Genomic DNA, 19,472 nt, shown 5'->3' with positions numbered 1-19,472 from the left:
TCATTTATTCTTAGTGATAACGGATGAAGATAGGTAGTAATTTTGTACCGTGAAATAATAATACAACAAAAATCATGTTTACAGCTATTGTACGTTTTTCAATCAAGAAGAAGCTGTTTGTAGGACTCACTACTCTCTTCCTGTTTATCGGAGGTATCTATGCGATGCTGACACTACCTATTGATGCCGTGCCCGACATTACCAATAATCAGGTACAAATAGTGACCGTATCTCCTACACTCGCGCCACAAGAGGTGGAACAACTCATCACTATGCCTATCGAAATAGCGATGAGCAATATTATGAATGTCGAAGATATCCGTTCTGTCAGCCGCTTCGGGTTATCGGTCGTAACGGTCGTTTTTAAAGAAAGTGTCCCCACACTCGATGCACGGCAGTTGATAAATGAACAAATACAAAGCGTAACAAGCGAGATTCCCTCCGAACTCGGAACACCGGAGATGATGCCCATCACCACCGGTTTGGGAGAGATTTACCAGTATATATTAAAGGTAGCTCCCGGATATGAGAAGAAATATGACGCAATGGAACTCCGCACCATTCAAGACTGGATGGTGAAACGTCAGTTGTCCGGTATACCCGGTATAGTAGAAATCAATAGTTTCGGCGGTTACCTGAAACAATATGAAGTAGCCGTCGACCCGGACGCCCTGTTTTCTTTGAATATCACTATCGGCGAGGTGTTCGAAGCACTTAGCAGCAACAACCAAAATACCGGAGGAAGCTACATTGAGAAGATAAAGAATGCCTACTATATCCGGTCGGAAGGTATGATTACCCGCATCAAGGATATTGAACAGATTGTAGTGACCAACCGGAATGGGATTCCGGTACATATCAGTGATGTAGGAGTTGTCCGCTTCGGTTCCCCAAAGCGTTTCGGTGCCATGACAAAGGATGGTGAGGGCGAGTGTGTCGGCGGAATTGCCATGATGCTAAAAGGTGCCAACGCAAATGTAGTGACTCAAGAACTCGAAAAACGGGTAGAAAAAATACAGCAGCTATTACCCGAAGGAGTCAGTATAGAACCTTACTTGAACCGTTCGGAACTGGTAAACCGGAACATCTCTACAGTTGTCAACAACCTGATTGAAGGAGCGGTTATCGTCTTCCTTGTACTCATCCTCTTCCTCGGCAACCTCCGTGCCGGACTGATTGTCGCATCCGTCATCCCGCTGGCAATGCTCTTCGCTTTTATCATGATGCGTGTATTCAATGTCACCGCCAATCTAATGAGTCTCGGTGCCATTGACTTTGGTATTGTAGTAGATGGCTCTATCGTTATCTTGGAAGGTATCCTCGCCCACATTTACGGAAAACAATTCCGAGGCCGCACACTGACCCGCAAAGAGATGGACAAAGAAGTGGAAAAAGGAACTTCCGGCGTTGCACGTTCGGCCACTTTTGCAGTGTTGATTATCCTTATCGTCTTCTTCCCCATCCTTACATTGAACGGGATTGAAGGGAAATACTTCACCCCCATGGCCAAAACACTTGTGTTCTGCATTATCGGAGCCTTAATTCTTTCACTGACTTATGTTCCTATGATGGCCTCCCTCTTTCTGAAGCATACCATTGTTGTGAAACCCACCCTTGCCGACCGCTTCTTCGAGAAACTGAACAAGATCTACCAGCACACCCTGCGCGCCTGTCTTCGTTACAAATGGCGTACCGTCATCGTAGCCTTCTCCGCACTGATCGGTTCACTTTTTCTCTTTACCCGCCTGGGAGCAGAGTTCATTCCTACTTTGGACGAAGGAGATTTTGCCATGCAAATGACACTACCCGCAGGAAGTTCGCTGACCGAAAGTATCGAAGTATCCCGCTTGGCAGAGAAAGCATTAATGGATAAATTCCCTGAAATCAAACATGTTGTAGCCAAAATAGGAACGGCAGAAGTTCCCACTGACCCGATGGCAGTGGAAGATGCCGATGTGATGATTATCATGAAACCATTCAAAGAATGGACAAGTGCCGGAAGCCGTGCAGAAATGGTGGATAAAATGAAAGACGCACTTGCTCCGCTCTCCGAACGTGCCGAATTCAACTTCTCGCAACCGATACAGCTTCGCTTCAACGAGCTGATGACGGGAGCAAAAGCAGATATTGCCATCAAATTATATGGAGAAGACACGCACGAATTATATGAAAGAGCCAAAGAAGCAGCTACCTTTGTAGAAAAAGTGCCGGGAGCAGCGGATGTCATCGTTGAGCAGACGATGGGATTACCTCAATTGGTAGTGAAATACAACCGTGGCAAAATAGCCCGTTACGGCATCAACATACAAGAGCTTAACACCATTATCCGAACTGCCTATGCCGGAGAGTCAGCAGGTGTAATCTTTGAAAACGAGCGGAGATTCGATCTCGTGGTCCGGCTTGACCAGGAGAAAGTGGCCGACTTGAATCTTGATAAGTTGTTTGTACGCACTTCGGAAGGAATTCAAATCCCTGTTGGAGAGGTAGCAAGCATCGACCTTGTCAGTGGACCACTGCAAATCAACCGGGATGCAACCAAACGGCGCATCGTCATCGGTGTCAATGTGCGTGACGCAGACATCCAGCAAGTTGTCGCCAATATTCAAGAGACATTGAACAAGAACATCAAACTGAAGCCGGGATATTACTTCGAATACGGCGGCCAGTTCGAAAACTTGCAAAATGCCATCAATACCTTACTGGTGGTCATCCCCGTAGCATTAATGCTCATTCTATTGATTCTGTTCTTCGCATTCAAGAACATCACCTATACCCTGATGGTATTCTCAACCGTCCCCCTATCGCTCATCGGTGGTATCGCCGCACTTTGGCTACGCGGACTTCCGTTTAGCATATCGGCCGGAGTAGGATTCATCGCTTTGTTCGGGGTGGCAGTATTGAATGGTATCCTGATGGTAAATCACTTCAACGAACTTCGTAAACAAAATACCTATTCCATGACTACAAACCAGATTATCAAAAGAGGGACTCCACACTTGCTCCGTCCTGTATTCCTGACAGGACTGGTTGCATCTCTGGGATTCGTCCCGATGGCAATAGCCACTTCAGCCGGCGCAGAAGTACAACGTCCGTTGGCAACAGTGGTCATCGGTGGCTTGATTATTTCTACCGTACTGACTTTACTCATCATTCCGGTGTTTTACAAAATTGTAAATTCATTTGCTACCTGGAGACGTCCGGGAATCAAACTGCACCGGCCTTTCGGGGGATTGTGTCTCCTGTTCTTGTTTCTTCCCGCGTTCGTTTCCGCTCAACAGACACAAACTGTTAGTCTCGAACAGGCGATAGAAATAGCCAAACAAAATCATCCTCGCCTGAAAATAGCCAATAATGCTATTCAACAAGCCAAAGCCACTCGCGGAGAAGTGATAGAAGCAACGCCTACCTCGTTCAGCTATTCCTGGGGTCAACTTAACGGAGAAAACAAAAAAGACAAGGAACTGGCTTTCGAGCAAAGCCTGGGCTCCCTTCTAACGCCATTCTACAAGAATGCGTTAGTCAACCGTCAGGTAAAAACGAACACCTATTATCGGCAGATGGTAGAGAAAGAAATCACAGCAGAAGTGAAAAGGGCGTGGGCCTACTACCAATATGCCACTAATCTCTGCTCAATGTATCGGGATCAGGATAAAATGGCAGAAGAGCTGCAGCGCATCGGAGAATTACGATACCAACAAGGAGAGATTACCTTGCTCGAAAAAAATATGATGACCACCATAGCTGCCGATCTGCATAACCGCTGGTTCCAAGCAAAAGAAGAAGAGAAAATGGCATTGGCACGTTTTCAATGGAGTTGCTACTCCAACGATCCCATTGTTCCGGTAGATTCCACTTTATCCTTATTCTATACCGGCATTTCGGATGGAAACCTATCGGGAGCACATACTGCTTACTTTCAAAGCCAGGCAGATGAAGCGAAAGCAATGCTCCATGTAGAGCAGAGCCATTTCTTTCCTGAAATCAGTGTGGGGTATACACGTCAGGACATTCTCCCACTTAAGAATCTGAATGCCTGGATGATCGGGGTTTCTTTCCCCATCTACTTCCTGCCACAAAAGAGCAAAGTGAAGCAGGCACGGCTAACTGCCACTTCAGCGCAAATACAGGCAGACGCCAACATCCGGGAGTTAAGAAATAAGACACTCGAACTGGAAGCATCCCTTCGCAGATATAATGAGAGTTTACGATATTATACCTCTTCTGCCTTGAAAGAAGCGGATGAACTGACAAAGGCAGCCAACCTGCAATTGCAGCAGAGCGAAACAGGCATTGCCGAATATATACAGTCGATTACCACCGCCAGAGAGATACGCAGAGGCTATATTGAAACAGTCTACCAATACAATATTGCTGCACTGGAATATGAACTTTTCAAGTAGGTGGAAAATCGAGACATTGAATGAGATACATCACCCTGAATAATTATTATAAAACATAAGATATGAAAAAAATAGTTTATCCCATCCTTTTACTAGTTCTAACGGCTTGCAAAGGAAACCAGCAAACTACAAATAACGAATCCGCCGCAATTCCCGTTGCCGAAACGATAGCAGATACCATCGCACAACCCGAAGTGGATGCCATCACTTCAGCTACCTCAAAGCCTAATCAGGTTTCGTTCAACGGACGAATCGTTCTTCCTCCTCAACGTCAGGCAACCATTGCTTTAACCATGGGAGGCATTGTAAAAAAGGCTTCTCTGCTTCCAGGGCAATGGGTGGCTGCAAACAGTGTAATCGCCACGTTAGAGAATCCGGAGTTCATCACCCTGCAACAAACTTATCTGGACAGTCACGCACAAACCGAATATCTCTTAGCTGAATACGAACGGCAAAAAAATCTGTCTGCCGAACAAGCAGCTTCTCAAAAGAAATTCCAGCAAAGTAAAGCGGACTTTCTCTCCATGAAGAGTCGCCAGGACGCCGCTGCTGCACAACTTTCTCTTTTAGGCGTTCAAACGGAGGCATTACTTAAGAACGGAATACAACCGCTACTGGAAGTCAAAGCCCCCATTAGTGGTTATGCCGCTAATGTAGCGATGAATATCGGCAAATATATCAATCCGGGAGAAGCACTTTGCGAACTTATCGATAAAAGCAGCCCGATGCTTTGCCTGACTACTTACGAGAAAGATCTTGCAGACATACAAGTCGGCAGCCCGGTACAGTTTCGTGTAAACGGAATGGGGACACAAACCTTTCACGGTATCGTGATTTCCATCGGACAAAAAGTAGACGAAACCAATCGTTCGCTCGAAGTGTATGCTTCCATCAAGGAGGAAAATGTACAATTCCGCCCCGGTATGTATGTCACGGCACACATTCAGAAACAATAATTGACCAACTGTGACAACAGCATTGACATTTTATAACCGGTAACTCATAATTTACCACTATCTTTGTTGTATGATAGCCAAAGCAATAAAAAAAGATAAATATATACTTTCCACAGTCATCATCTCCTTAGCGGTTGCTGTACTGATTCATTTTCCTGAATCAGTATCTCTTTTCGACCGTTTCGAAAGTCATTCCTTATTCCCGGGGATGAAGTTTATAGATGTGGCAAACGAAATACTTTTTACCTTTCTGTCGCTATTGTTACTTTTTGCCATCAATACCCGTTTGTTTCATTTCAATCAGGCTTCCATTAAAATTACAGGGACAAAGATTTTGCTTTCCTTTATCGTGACATGGATATTGAGTAACTTGTCAGGACAGTTTTTTGTTTTCCTTCACAGAACATTTGATATTCCGGCCATCGATGCCATGGTACATCATTATTTGCATCCATTGCGGGATTTTATTGTGGCATGTCTCGTCACCAGTAGTTGCTGTATCATTCATCTTATATTCAAGCAGCAACTGGTACTTATTGAGAACGAACAGCTTCAGGCAGAGAATCTCCGCAATCAGTATGAAGTACTGAAGAATCAGCTGAACCCACACATGCTGTTCAACTCGCTGAATACCCTGCGTTCACTGGTACGCGAAAATCAGGATAAAGCACAGGATTACATTCAGGAACTCTCCCGGGTACTAAGGTATACTTTGCAAAGTAATGAGTCACAATGTGTCAGTCTCCGGGAAGAAATGGAATTTGTTTCCGCTTATATATTTCTATTAAAGATGCGTTTTGAGAACAATCTACAATTCGACATACAGATAAGCAATGCCTACGAAGAATATCTCCTCCCTCCAATGGCGGTGCAAGTGTTGATTGAGAATGCAGTAAAGCACAACGAAATCAGCAACCGGAAGCCGTTGACCATTCATATCACGACGGACGATAACGGCAATTTGTCTATCAGCAACGACATTCAGCCCAAATGGACTGCAACTTCCGGAACCGGTATCGGACTTGCCAACCTTGCCAAGCGATACAGGCTCTTGTTTAAACGGGATATACAAATAACGGAGGACAGAGAGTTTACAGTTTGTATTCCTTTGATTGAAAAATCACAACTAGAACAATAATCACCATGAAGATTGTCATTATAGAAGACGAAAAAGCAGCAGTACGAAACCTGACTTCACTGCTTAATGAGATAAAACCGAATGGAGAAATCGTGACCATACTGGATAGTATCAGTTCCACTATCGAATGGTTCAGTTCTCATCCGATGCCGGAACTGGTATTCATGGATATTCATCTGGCAGATGGTTCCGCCTTCGAGATATTCAATCATATCAATATTACTTGTCCGATTATCTTTACAACTGCCTATGATGAATATGCGTTACGTGCATTCAAAGTAAACAGCATCGACTACTTATTAAAACCCATCGGTAAGGAAGACATAGAACACGCTTTCGATAAGCTCCAAGGTTTACAGGATGCTGCTGACAAACACCAGTTTCCTTTTCCACAACAGGAGAATGAGCTACTGAAACTGATACATTCACTCCAAAAGCAAGAAAACTATAAAAGTCATTTCCTTATTCCTACCAAAGGAGACAAACTATTGCCCGTTTCTGTAGATATGATACAATTGTTTTATATTAAGGACTGTCAGGTCAAGGTAGTCTTAACCGATGAAACCGAATACTGTTTTTCTCAAACATTAGATGAACTTACGGAGTGTCTCAATCCTTCTCTTTTCTTTCGAGCTAACCGCCAATATCTTATTTCGCGAGAAGCTATCAAAGATATTGACTTATGGTTCAACAGCCGACTGTCCATCAACTTGTATTATTCAGGAATCAAAGAAAAAATACTTGTCAGCAAAGCCCGAGTAGCAGAGTTTAAAGAGTGGTTCTCTAAGAGAAAACGTTGATTCCGAGACATTGCCTTCTTAGAACAAATAGCAAAACAAAGTGTTTCATGCCGTGAAACGATTGGTTTCAACGCTTGAAACAAGCAGTTTCACGGCATGAAACACTTTGTTTCTCACCGAGGAAACTTTAGTTTCAAGCCTCTGAAACTGCAGTTTCCCCTAATGGAAACTAAAGTTTCCCGCCTTGAAACTTCTATTTACATACAAGCTTATATTTATATGCAGGCATGTTCATTTCAAACGGTGATAGATGAATGATTAGGTGACAGGTGGAGAACAATCTATCACCACCCTGAAAGCTCGATGAACAATGCGTTTCAGAAGGATGGTGATAGATTGAAAGAGGATTCCATTTTTACATATGGAAAGTTAGAATATGTGCCATCATTCAATGACAGCTGCAAAGCCACCATTTCTAACCATCTTTATAGTTAGCTGCTCCCCGGCTTTCACTTGGGATGACTTGCAACGATAATCCATCGCCTGACGTCCTGCGTTGATACCATCCTCAAAAGATGTCATTTGATAAGAGCGATCTTTATTCAAGAAATCTAACTTTATGGTAAACTCACGTTCCTTTTCACCATTGTTAGTCATTCCTCCTATAAACCACTTATCACCTTTCCGTTTTGCTACAATGACATATTCACCCGCTTTAGCTTCCAGTGCCACAGTCTCGTCCCACGTTACGGGAACTTGTGTAATGAAACGGGTACAATCTTCATTACGATAATAAAGAGTAGGATTATCCGCCAACATCTGCAGACCACTTTCAAAAACCACAAAGAGTGCCAACTGATAAGCGCGTGTTCCGATACTTGCAGCATTGGGACGTTCCGAGCGATACACATTAGGCTGCATACTAATCATCGCTCCGGGAGTATAATCCATCGGACCGACAGCATTACGCATAAACGGTAAATACAGACTATTATCCGGATAACAACCGCCCATTTGTTCCATGCCACGCACTCCTTCGTAAGACAATACATTCGGATATTTATATTCCAGTCCGGCAGGTTTGAAAGAGCCATGAAAATCGACAAACAAATGATGTTTGGCTGCTTCCCGGGCTACCCGTTCGTAATAGTTGACCATCCACTGATCGCTTCTGTCCATAAAATCAATCTTAAGTCCTTTTACTCCCCATTCATTGAAAGTCTTGAAGAGATCAAAATTGTTTTCTACCGTCAACCATGTCAACCAAAGCACAATCCCTACATTTTTTTCTTTGCCATAACGAATCAACTCGTGCAAGTCTACTTTGGGATTAGGTGTATAAGGATCACGTGTACTTTTAGCCCAACCTTCATCCATAATGATATATGGAATACCAAATTTAGAAGCAAAATCAATGTAATACTTATAAGTATCCAAGTTATAACCGGAAACAAAATTCACATCCGGTCCGTAAGGAGAAGCGTCATTCCACCATTCCCAGCTCACCTGTCCCGGCTTAATCCATGAAACATTCTGAAGTTGATTCTTTTCAGCCAGTTTATAAGTCATTGTATTCTCAATCAACTGCTTATCATTTTTACTTATCACAAAGTAACGCCAAGGATAATTTCTCGTACCTTTTGTTTTAGCAATGTAATCAGCTTCTTGAGTAATCTTCACGCTTCGATCACTGTTTTCGGCAAACGCAAGCGGAGCTTTAGGAAAAACAGAGATTGCTCCGTTCGTCCCCGTTCCTTTGAGAAACATACATGGATAATCAGCCAGATCCGACTCGCTGATTAATATTTTATAGTCTTTTTGTGTGTCAATCAATACCGGCAAAACAGCTATCCGTTCTTCAGGCTTCCACGCATTACTTTGAACATGTGTGTAAGGTTCCTCATAAGCTGTATGGAAGCCTCCCGGTTGTTGCAAGTGAAGAAGATAATCCGACGGGAAGTTGATAGCAAACTCTTCGTTCATTACTTCAACAGCACCTTTTTGTGAGGTAATAAACCGGTAAGCAACTCCATCGTCAAAAGCACGGAATTCTACTGAATAATCTTTAAAGGTCAGTAGCAATTGATTATAACGATTATTGACTTTCGCATATTTCAAAGGAACAATAGGAGTTAATTGCTCGTCGACACTCGTACGTTTCTGACGGCGCAGTTTGGGATTTTCTCCCAACACCTGATTCCTCAATGTCAACTGAAGGGTATTGTCTTTCAACAATACATCTCCGTTATAATCTATACTATAATAGATTTTATCCGAGAGATTCAAGGACACTTTCAGCTCTCCATTGGGAGAAATTAACTCTAACTTATTCTGTGCACGAAGTAGTGATGCCAAGCACAAACACACAACTAACAGGAAATATCTTCTCATGGTTTAGATATTTAATTAATAATCGTTTTACAGTGGCAAATGTAATAAAAACATCACTTCGTACTATCAAACGGACTGGGTAATACTCCTTCAAAAGTCATTTTCACTGGTTTGATATACCCGTTTTCATCAAATTAGCCTGATATTTCATTGTCTTTCCAGGCAACGACAAAGAAGGAGCTACTGCTTCATCTGATACCGCACGCTTATAGTTCGGTTTATTGCTCATGACAAAACGTAGTTTCACGCCATCACGTATATCCTCATATTTCAAATAAGATTTGTCATACTTCTTGCCATTCACATACAATTCCTTTACATACACATTCTTCGGCGACCAATTATCTGCTACCATTTCAATCACTTTTCCGTTGCTCATCCGAACTGTTATTGCCTCAACGCAAGGAGAACCGATGTTATACATATTGCTTGAAGGAGCCACCGGGTAAAAGCCAATGCAATTGAACATATACCAAGCCGACATCTGTCCGCAATCGTCATTGCCACTTAATGCATCCGGAGTATCGCCATAGAAACGTTCAGCAATCGTCCGTACCCACTTCTGACATTTCCAAGGTTCTTTCAAGTAATTATAAAGATACGCTACATGATGGCAAGGTTCATTTCCATGCCAATAGGCTCCGATACGGCCTTGAATATCATGTGCTCCCGGAATGTCATCCGGCAGCTCTACTGTGAACAGTTCATCCAACCGGTTGCGGAACCAATCTTCGCCAGCTTCGTTGATATATCCTTGTACATCTTGTGGTACGTAACAGGTATATTGTACAGTAAAGCCTTCCGTAATATCCCCCCATCCATTTACAGATCCGGGTCCCTGATAAGCTACCGGAGTAAACGGTGTACGCCAGTTTCCCTGACTGTCCTTGCCACGCATATACTTCGTTTCCGGATCAATCAAAGTCTGATAAGAGAGTGCACGATTCAAGAAATAACGATAATCATCCTCTTTACCCAAAGCCTTGGCAGCCTGTGCCATGCAATAATCATCATACGCATATTCCAATGTTTTAGATACTGACTCCGCCTCTTTATCGAAAGGCACATATCCCATCATACGATATTCCGGCAAACAGTCATAATTCGGATTCATCGCCGTGGTCTTCATAGCCTCATACGCACGTTCGTAATCGAATCCTTTCACTCCCTTCACAATCATGTCAGCCAATACGGAAACTGCATGATAACCAATCATACACCAAGTCTCATTTCCATAAAACGACCAGATAGGAAGCATTTTCTCCACACTTTTATCATAATGAGCCAGCATGGAATTGGCAATATCGGCATTCACTTCCTGTTGAACCAGATTGAACCAGGGATGCAAAGCCCGGTAGGTGTCCCAAAGAGAGAATACCGTATAGTTGGTAAATCCTTCGGCTTTCTCTATATTTTTATCTAATCCTCGAAACTGCCCGTCTGCATCCTGAAAGATGAACGGATGCAAAGCCGCATGGTAAGCCGATGTATAGAAAGTTCTTTTCGTTTTACGGTCGGCAGTAAGGGTATATTTTCCAAGTTCTTTTTCCCATAGTGCTTCTCCTTTAGCTTTCAGATCATCGAAAGCGAGTCCGGCAAGTTCCGCCATATTGTTTTTTGCCCCGTTTGTGCTGACCGATGAAATAGCAGTTTTTACAATCACCTCCTCTCCGGCTTTTGTATCAAAAGAGATGCAAGCCATCAGATTCTTTCCCCAAGCCTCATAGCTGCTACGAAACCGGGAAGTATTGTAAATCACCGGCTTCTTATTCTGCATAAAGCGTAAGCCGGTCAACTTTTTAGAGAAAGTAGCCGTGAAATAGATATGCCGTTCCGGTCCCCAGCCTTTCACCAGTTTATATCCGGTGATGGTAGAATCATTTTCCATGCGCAGATTTGCCCATTCACAAGATTGCCATAAAGTATGGTTCATATCGATCATTATAAAAGCTTTATCCGATTGAGGATAGGTGAAGCGGAACATACCACTACGTACCCCTGACGTCATTTCAGCCTTTACTCCATAATCTGACAGTTCCACCGCATAATAATTAGGTGATGCCCATTCCTTTTCATGAGAATAACGTGAACGGTATCCCTTTTCCGGCTCCTCACGTGTCCCCGGATCCAGTTTCATCTCTCCTGTTCCGGGAATAAACAAGAAGTCTCCCAAATCAGGTATACCAGTCCCGCTTAAATGAGTCAGACTGAACCCCAACAAAGTGGAATGATTATATTTATAACCGGAAGCCGCATCATAGTATTTACTATCTGTGTCCGGACTCATCTGAATTCCTCCGAAAGGAATCTGCGCACCCGGATACACATTACCATAACCATCTGTTCCCACAAATGGATTCACATAATCAATCAGTTTCTCGGTTTGAGCCATGCCTGGCAAAATACTCACCAGGCACAGCCATACTAAAAACAATCCTCTTTTACCCATTACACTCACCATATTTACATTATTATGCTTGTATATCACCTACAGCGACCTGATACTCATGCCATAATTCGTCAATATTATATTCATTCCCTAAAATATGTTTGATAGCACCATCGAACGACCAAGGCACCACCTCCAACGTACTGCGATTGAACTTACGCAGGAATTCAGGATCTTTGTTATCACGCAACCAGACAAAGAAATAACCGGCTGTACGATAACCGTCCATATAGTTCCCGCCTTTCGGACGGGCATTCGGTCCGTCAAATCCTCCATTGGCAACCCGCACAGCATCTGCCATTCCCTCGATAAATGCCCAGAACACACGATTGGTTCCATAAGAACCGATTCCTTGCGGTTCCAGCTGATAAGCATGTGTCAGTTCATGCAACAATACCCCGCGCGTTTCGAAAAACAACTTTGCCGTATCATTCGCTGCAAAAGATTTTTCAATATGACGTGTACTGTAGAAAATCGTCACATCACCATTGCCACCGCCTTTAGCAGAAATACCGTTGATATCTTCCAAAGTATAATGTATCTTGTGCACTGCGGGAATACTATCTTCCGGAGAATTGTAAAGAGTAGCTAATACAGTACGTGCCTGTTCCTTGATGTACGATTCAGCATCGGGAATGATCCGGTGGTAAATGTCCGATCCCAGCGTTTCCGGTGCTTTATCCTCAAACAATACAGCACCTGTATTGTACTCTTTCCATACATCAGAACTATCCTTCACCTGTTTTTGCACACTTGCAGCACAAGCCCCCATACCTACCAGCAGGCAGGCTGCATAGATTAAATGTATCTTTTTCATACTCCTTTATTGATTATTCGTTGATTCCGTTAGTTAATGAATAAGGTTTATCCTCCGGTGATAATCCGCGACGTTTGTTAGGTGACGCCCCCATCTTGAATTCAAGCACGCCTCCTTTCAAAATGTCTTCATGTATAATGTACATCTTGTCGTATACCTTACCGTTCAATTTCAGCGACTGCACGTAACGTTTCTTATCGCTGACACCCGGCGCTTTGATCTCCAATGTCTTTCCATTAGGAAGCGTCATCTTCAGATAAGGTAGGTAGGGCGCTCCCAATACATACTGGTCTGTACCAGGACAAACCGGATAGAAACCCATCACGGAGAAAAGGTACCATGCTGACATCTGTCCGCAATCATCATTTCCACCCAATCCGTTAATATCATTCTTATACATCTTATTCAGAATCTCACGCAGCCAGTACTGTGATTTCCACGGCTGGGAAGTCCACGCATATAGATAAGGAACATGGTGGCTCGGTTCATTACCATGCACATATCCGCCGACCAAACATTCTTCCGTAATATCCTCATTATGCTCATAGTACTTCTCCGGCAGATGCATGGAGAACAGTTCATCCAGTTTCTGCACGAACGTCCCTTCTCCTCCCATCAAGTCGATCATGCCAAATACATCGTGTGGCACATGAAAAGAGAAATTCCATGAATTGCCTTCGATAAAACCTTCACCATAGGTTTGCAATACATCAAACTCTTTCTTGAAAGAACCGTCACTATAACGGGGACGTGCAAAACCAATACTTGTATCATAGATAGTACGATAATTGAGGGCACGCTTTCGGTAAGTCTCCGCTATTTCCTTGTTACCTGCCTTCAAAGCTGTCTGATAGATAGTCCAATCGTCGTATGCATACTCCAAAGTAGAAGAGGCTGCTGTACCACTTTTGTCAAGCGGAATATATCCCAGCTTCATATAATCAGCTATACCTTCATAATACGGAACGGTGGATGTACTGACCATTGCCGCCAATGCCTCATCCACATTCGAAAAGACGCCTTTGGTTATTGCATCCGCCAGTACAGACACAGCATGATAACCGCTCATACACCAGTTTTCATTTCCCATCAGACTCCATATCGGCAACATTCCGTGCACGCTTTGTTGCTCATGTTTAATCATGGATTCCACCATATCCGCATTGCGTCCCGGTTTCACCAGATTCAGGAAAGGATGTTCCGCACGATAGGTATCCCAAAGGGAAAATATAGTATAGTTGGTGAATCCTTCCGCCCGGTGTATGTTATGATCCAGCCCACGATAGGAACCGTCTACATCCATATACACAGACGGATTAATCATGGTGTGGTAAAGAGAAGTATAGAACATTGCTTTCTGATCGGGCGTACCTTCGATCTCGAAATGCTCCAGTTCACTATTCCAATCTGTACGAGCAGCCTCCGCCAACTGTTCGAAACTCTTTCCGGAAGCCTCGGCATGCAGATTCTTAATGGCCCCTTCCGTACTGACTGCCGACAATGCCACTTTTACAACCAGTTCCGAATTGTTAGCGGTATCGAAGTTAAAGTAAGCCACGATTTTTCGACCTGTGATTTCAGGGAAGTTCTTTTCCAACTTAAAACGACGCCAAAAGCCATTGTACAATACTTTTTCCTTATCCTTATATCCGTAGTCTTTAATCGGCTGTGACAAAGAGATAGCAAAATAGGTATAATTCGTACGCGCCCATCCATTGGTGATACGATATCCGGTCAACAGAGTATCGTTTTCGACTCTCAAATTGGCCCATAGAACTTTGCCGTCATAATTATAAATACCATGCACCAGATCCAAAATCAAATGACCATCTTTTCCTTTCGGGAAGGTATATTTATGTATACCCGTCCGTTGTGTTGCTGTCAGTTGGGCTTTAATGCCATAATCATCCAGCATCACTTCATAATATCCGGGAACAGCTTTTTCTGTAGCATGGTCAAAACGTGAACGGTATCCCTCTTCCGGATAATCCGCCCGGCCGGGATTTAACTTCACATCGCCAACAGCAGGCATCAACAAAATGTCTCCCAAATCAGAATGTCCCGTACCACTAAGATGAGTGTGACTAAAGCCAACAATGGTCTTGTCCCTATATTGGTAACCGGCACAATACTCGTAGGCATTTTTCTGATAAGCTCCATTTACATTATGCGGAATTGTGTCTGTGTCCGGACTCAACTGTACCCATCCAAAAGGAGTACAAGCACCGGGAAAAGTATGCCCCATTCCATTGGTCCCGATAATCGGATTCACATAGTCTACCGGCTGTTGAGCTATGGCGGACAAAGTTGCTGCCGCCATAGTCATCATCAATACTTTCTTTCTCAAATTATTCATATCAGCTTACTTTGCGTCACGAGAGAATGAATACGGGAAGTCTGATTCGTTGATACCTCTTCCCTTATTCGGTTTGTTATCCATATCAAACACCAGACGACCGCCTTTCAACAGATCGAAATGGTTCAGATAATTCTTTGTATAATTCTTGCCATTATAATTCAATGAACGAATATAACGATTATCATCGTTATTCTTCGGGGCGGAGATTTCCAGTTTCTTGCCGTTCTCCAGTGTAATCGTTGCTTTCTTGAAGTAAGGAGCTCCCATTACATATTCATTGCTGCCGGGACATACCGGATAAAATCCCAATGCAGTAAATACATACCAAGCCGAAGTCTGACCGTTATCTTCATCTCCACAATAACCGTCCGGAGTAGGAAGATAGAGGCGGTTCATCGTCTCACGCAACCAATATTGGGCTTTCCAAGGTTCGCCAGCATAGTTATACAAATAGATCATGTGCTGGATAGGTTGGTTGCCATGTGCATAGTTACCCATGTTAGCAATTTCCATTTCACGAATCTCGTGAATCACTCCTCCATAATAGCTATCATCAAATACAGGAGGAAGATTGAACACAGAATCAAGCATACTGACAAACATCTTCTTGCCGCCCATCAGATCAACCAGTCCTTGTACATCGTGGAATACCGACCATGTATAATGCCAACTATTTCCTTCCGTAAAGGCATCTCCCCATTTAAAAGGATTGAAAGGAGTCTGGAAAGTTCCGTCGGAATTCTTTCCCCGCATCAACTTAGTTTCTGGATCGAACAGATTACGGTAGTTCTGACTCCTTTTCTTATAAACATCCAGTTCTTCTGCCGGACGACCTAATTTTTCACCCATACGGTAAATGCACCAGTCATCGTATGCATATTCCAATGTGCGTGCCGCATTCTCATTAATTTTCACATCGTATGGCACATAGCCCAGTTTGTTATAATATTCATATCCACGGCGTCCGGTAGTAGAAACTTTCGGATGTACGCTATTGGCCCCTTTCAGTAGACCTTCATACATTTTTTCTGCATCCGCTTTGGTTATATTCTTCATGAAAGCATCCGCCACTACAGAAGCAGAATTGTTCCCAACCATGCAACCACGATGGCCCGGGCTGGCCCATTCAGGAAAGAATCCACTTTCAAGATAGGTATTCAACAGACCTGCCTGCATCTTCTCACCCATTGAAGGATATATCAAATTAACAAATGGAAACAAGCAACGGAAAGTATCCCAGAATCCAGTGTCGGTAAACATATATCCCGGACGGATTTCACCATTATAGGGGCTGTAATGCACAGTTTCCCCCTTACTGTTTACCTCGTAAAACATACGGGGAAACAACACCGAACGATACAAACAAGAGTAGAACGTACGCATACGGTTCTCATCGCTGTCTTCAACCTTGATACGCCCCAAGACATTGTTCCATGCCTTACGACCGGCCTCTTTTGTCTGTTCAAAGGTCTTATTACCAATTTCTTTCAAGTTCAGTTCAGCCTGTTCAGGACTGATGAATGAGGATGCCACCTTTGCATGTACCTGTTCTCCTTTCTTCGTTGAAAATCCGATAGCAGCACCCACGTGATTGGATTGTAGTTCGAGATGTGTTTCAACCAAATGATAGTCTGCCCATACTTTATTGAAAGTAAAAGGCTTGTCGAACTCTATCACAAAGTAATTCTTAAAGTTTTGAGGAACACCGCCACTATTGCGTGTCGTATAACCAACTATTTTATTTTCTTCGGGAATCACCTTCACATACGAACCGCGGTCGAAAGCATCTACCACCACATAGGCATCGGAGGTTTCAGGGAAAGTGAAACGGAAATATGCGCAACGTTCCGTCGGAGCTATTTCAGTTGTCATGTCATACTCTGACAAATAAACACTATAATAATAAGGAGTGGCTTTCTCTGCCTTATGAGAGAACCAGGAAGCACGACTGTCCTGATCGATCTTCAACTGTTTAGTCATCGGCATGATTGAGAACTGACCGTAGTCATTGATCCACGGACTAGGCTGATGGGTTTGCTTGAAACCTCTGATTTTGTCGGATGCATAAGTGTAAGCCCAACCGTCACCCATCTTTCCGGTTTGTGGCATCCAGAAGTTCATTCCCCAAGGCAACGCGATGGCAGGATATGTATTCCCATTAGATAGTGATATTTTCGAATCAGTTCCCATTAAAGGATTCACATAGTCTACCGGTTGCTTTTGCGCAAAGGTAGAAGAAGCTCCCAATAGCAGGGCTATTGCGAAAGATAGTAGTTTCTTTTTATTCATGGTCTACGAATTAAGCTATTAATTAGATTATCAAGTCTTTTTTATTTACGTTACAAATTAAAGCATCTTTCTGTAATTATCAGTCCTCTGATACGCCAAAATAAGAAAAAAATAGCATATGGTCAACCAAAGGATACGAGCGTCAACGAGAGTACAAGTTAAATAAGTGAGAATCAGGATGTAATATTTATGTGCATACCACGAGAGTACAACCGGAGGACTAACTGTTTAAGCAATAGAGAGAGGATAATTTGCCTTTACCCTCTCTCCAATTCTATCAGAAACAAATATTTATTATTACCTAATTAATTCCATCCCGGGTTCTGATGTCCTTCTAACGCAGGATTAGCCTGAATTTCATCTAACGGGATAGGCCATAACAAAGCATATTCAGGAATGGCGCCGGCTCTTGTGCTTCCATCGGGCTTGTTTTGGATTTGAGCCGATGCAAGAGCAGTCCATTTCAATTTTCCTGATTCGGTAGATGCTTCCGGATACAAACGAGTACGACGAATGTCATCCCAAATCTTAAATTCCAACGGTAACTCATGCAAACGTTCAGTCAAAATCGATTGTATTAAATCGTTTCCTGTAGCCGTCTCATCTGCCAATCCAGCACGTTTACGCACTTGATTGAGATAATATTTAGCTCCACCGACAGCATTATCTTCATGATTTGTACGTGCCAGACCTTCGGCCGCAATCAGCAAGACTTCCGCAAAACGGAATACCGGCATATTATAATCACCGTCGTGACCGCTAATCAAAGCATTTTCATCAAACCATGCCCAGTTGCCTGCATTATTCAACGTATGAGTATTTCCTTCAGCATCGGTATATTGCTTAAAGAAGAACTGTTTCTCATGTCCTCGAATATCATTAGAGGCATAGCTGTTAAGCAACATATCACAAGGAAGGTATGCATTATACAGCACGTCTCCTCCCGGATGGAACACTCCCCACTGAAAAGCATCTGTACCAATAGAACGACAAGCATAAGAGTTACCTACACTATAATCACTATAATTATATTCTTTAGCATAAATGATTTCAGCAGATTCTTTCGTTGTCTTAATCACATTATACGCAGAGTTCAAATCATCAGTCGTTCCATTCGGATGAATAAGTCCATGAGGACTATCATTAATCACGTTCAATGCCATCTGTGCAGCTTTTCCATAATAGTCTGCCCCCCCGTTTAACGGTGCACCAGCCCATTGTAAATAAACTTGTGCCAGCAAAGTCTGCGCCATTGCCCTAGTGACATAACAGCCATTTTCATAAAACGTTTTATTGGGTAATGCATCCCCGTTGACAATATCCAGCAAGTCGGCTTCAATTTTCTTATAAACCTCTTCAGCAGAAAGACGTTCTTTGTACATACCTTCTGTAGATGTGTAAGGTTCTGAAATATAAGGAACACCACCAAATTCTTTGACCAGCCAGAAATATCCATATGCACGGAAGAATTTACCTTGAGCCACATAATTATTAATAGTAGCTTCATCCAGCACACCGGTCATTGTCGGAATATTGGCAATAACAAAGTTGGCACGTGAAATACCTTTATAAAACTCATGCCAGTATTTCATTGCAATATCATCAAAAGATTCAATATTGAAGTTACACCCTTCGGATGCCGTAGTAAATGTTCTATCCTTACGCTTATCAACGTACAATCCGGACACAATACCACCCCACATTGTCGCTTTAGGAGTCCAGCCACCGCCTACATCAGTGTTGTGTAAATAAGGTACACCACCAAAATACAATGCGTTCACCCCCGACTCCGCATCAGCTTTCGTCTTCCAGAATTGGTCAGATGATTTCATATCCAATGGTTCTTCTTTCAGGAAATCGTCGCATGAATTCAGCAACACAGAAAGTGAACACATACAAAATACAGATATATATACTTTTAATAGTTTCATAA

Annotated in this window: 10 protein-coding genes; 4 read left to right on the top strand and 6 right to left on the bottom strand. The window is 43.0% G+C overall.

Annotated features, from left to right (window positions below):
- Window positions 1–74: 74 nt before the first annotated feature.
- From N5O98_RS13060 to N5O98_RS13045, 4 genes are all read left to right on the top strand, one after another.
- Window positions 75–4,400 carry a CusA/CzcA family heavy metal efflux RND transporter gene (locus N5O98_RS13060; protein WP_022200057.1) on the top strand — a complete coding sequence of 1,442 codons (4,326 nt, stop codon included), beginning with the start codon at window positions 75–77 and terminating at the stop codon, window positions 4,398–4,400.
- A gap of 62 nt (window positions 4,401–4,462) precedes the next feature.
- Complete coding sequence (locus N5O98_RS13055) at window positions 4,463–5,356, top strand: efflux RND transporter periplasmic adaptor subunit (protein ID WP_004301142.1); 894 nt, start codon at window positions 4,463–4,465, stop codon at window positions 5,354–5,356.
- A gap of 70 nt (window positions 5,357–5,426) precedes the next feature.
- Window positions 5,427–6,494 carry a sensor histidine kinase gene (locus N5O98_RS13050; protein WP_004313051.1) on the top strand — a complete coding sequence of 356 codons (1,068 nt, stop codon included), beginning with the start codon at window positions 5,427–5,429 and terminating at the stop codon, window positions 6,492–6,494.
- A 5-nt stretch (window positions 6,495–6,499) separates the two neighbouring features.
- On the top strand, window positions 6,500–7,294 hold the full coding sequence (locus N5O98_RS13045; RefSeq protein WP_004311025.1) for a LytR/AlgR family response regulator transcription factor: 795 nt from the start codon (window positions 6,500–6,502) through the stop codon (window positions 7,292–7,294).
- 384 nt (window positions 7,295–7,678) lie between these two features.
- Here the strand turns inward: N5O98_RS13045 and N5O98_RS13040 are convergent, their stop codons facing one another.
- The 6 genes from N5O98_RS13040 to N5O98_RS13015 all read right to left on the bottom strand — a co-directional run bounded on the left by N5O98_RS13040 (window position 7,679) and on the right by N5O98_RS13015 (window position 19,470).
- Window positions 7,679–9,625: a glycoside hydrolase family 97 protein gene (locus N5O98_RS13040; protein ID WP_022200056.1), complete on the bottom strand. Its 1,947-nt coding sequence runs from the start codon at window positions 9,623–9,625 to the stop codon at window positions 7,679–7,681.
- A gap of 103 nt (window positions 9,626–9,728) precedes the next feature.
- Window positions 9,729–12,086 (bottom strand): GH92 family glycosyl hydrolase, encoded by a 2,358-nt coding sequence (locus N5O98_RS13035; RefSeq protein ID WP_195664298.1) that lies wholly within the window; start codon window positions 12,084–12,086, stop codon window positions 9,729–9,731.
- Window positions 12,087–12,096: 10 nt separating this feature from the next.
- Entirely contained in the window at window positions 12,097–12,891 is a 795-nt protein-coding gene (locus N5O98_RS13030) for a basic secretory family protein (RefSeq protein WP_022200054.1), read from the bottom strand.
- A gap of 13 nt (window positions 12,892–12,904) precedes the next feature.
- A complete protein-coding gene (locus N5O98_RS13025; protein ID WP_118161034.1) occupies window positions 12,905–15,247 on the bottom strand; it encodes a GH92 family glycosyl hydrolase in 2,343 nt (780 codons plus the stop codon).
- A 6-nt stretch (window positions 15,248–15,253) separates the two neighbouring features.
- A complete protein-coding gene (locus N5O98_RS13020) occupies window positions 15,254–17,539 on the bottom strand; it encodes a GH92 family glycosyl hydrolase (protein ID WP_008641994.1) in 2,286 nt (761 codons plus the stop codon).
- A gap of 305 nt (window positions 17,540–17,844) precedes the next feature.
- Complete coding sequence (locus N5O98_RS13015) at window positions 17,845–19,470, bottom strand: RagB/SusD family nutrient uptake outer membrane protein (RefSeq protein WP_008641992.1); 1,626 nt, start codon at window positions 19,468–19,470, stop codon at window positions 17,845–17,847.
- Window positions 19,471–19,472 lie beyond the last annotated feature (2 nt).

The sequence above is a fragment of the Bacteroides sp. LFL-34 genome (genome assembly GCF_027257075.1).
Taxonomy (GTDB): domain Bacteria; phylum Bacteroidota; class Bacteroidia; order Bacteroidales; family Bacteroidaceae; genus Bacteroides; species Bacteroides ovatus.
Note: the sequence above shows the minus strand (reverse complement) of the source record. Positions and strands in the feature narration are given on the sequence as shown.

Excerpts from the sequence above, each read along its gene's own strand:
- N5O98_RS13060 (WP_022200057.1), top strand. The coding sequence starts at position 75 with ATGTTTACAGCTATTGTACGTTTTTCAATCAAGAAGAAGCTGTTTGTA.
- N5O98_RS13055 (WP_004301142.1), top strand. The coding sequence starts at position 4,463 with ATGAAAAAAATAGTTTATCCCATCCTTTTACTAGTTCTAACGGCTTGC.
- N5O98_RS13050 (WP_004313051.1), top strand. The coding sequence starts at position 5,427 with ATGATAGCCAAAGCAATAAAAAAAGATAAATATATACTTTCCACAGTC.
- N5O98_RS13045 (WP_004311025.1), top strand. The coding sequence starts at position 6,500 with ATGAAGATTGTCATTATAGAAGACGAAAAAGCAGCAGTACGAAACCTG.
- N5O98_RS13040 (WP_022200056.1), bottom strand. The coding sequence starts at position 9,625 with ATGAGAAGATATTTCCTGTTAGTTGTGTGTTTGTGCTTGGCATCACTA.
- N5O98_RS13035 (WP_195664298.1), bottom strand. The coding sequence starts at position 12,086 with ATGGTGAGTGTAATGGGTAAAAGAGGATTGTTTTTAGTATGGCTGTGC.
- N5O98_RS13030 (WP_022200054.1), bottom strand. The coding sequence starts at position 12,891 with ATGAAAAAGATACATTTAATCTATGCAGCCTGCCTGCTGGTAGGTATG.
- N5O98_RS13025 (WP_118161034.1), bottom strand. The coding sequence starts at position 15,247 with ATGAATAATTTGAGAAAGAAAGTATTGATGATGACTATGGCGGCAGCA.
- N5O98_RS13020 (WP_008641994.1), bottom strand. The coding sequence starts at position 17,539 with ATGAATAAAAAGAAACTACTATCTTTCGCAATAGCCCTGCTATTGGGA.
- N5O98_RS13015 (WP_008641992.1), bottom strand. The coding sequence starts at position 19,470 with ATGAAACTATTAAAAGTATATATATCTGTATTTTGTATGTGTTCACTT.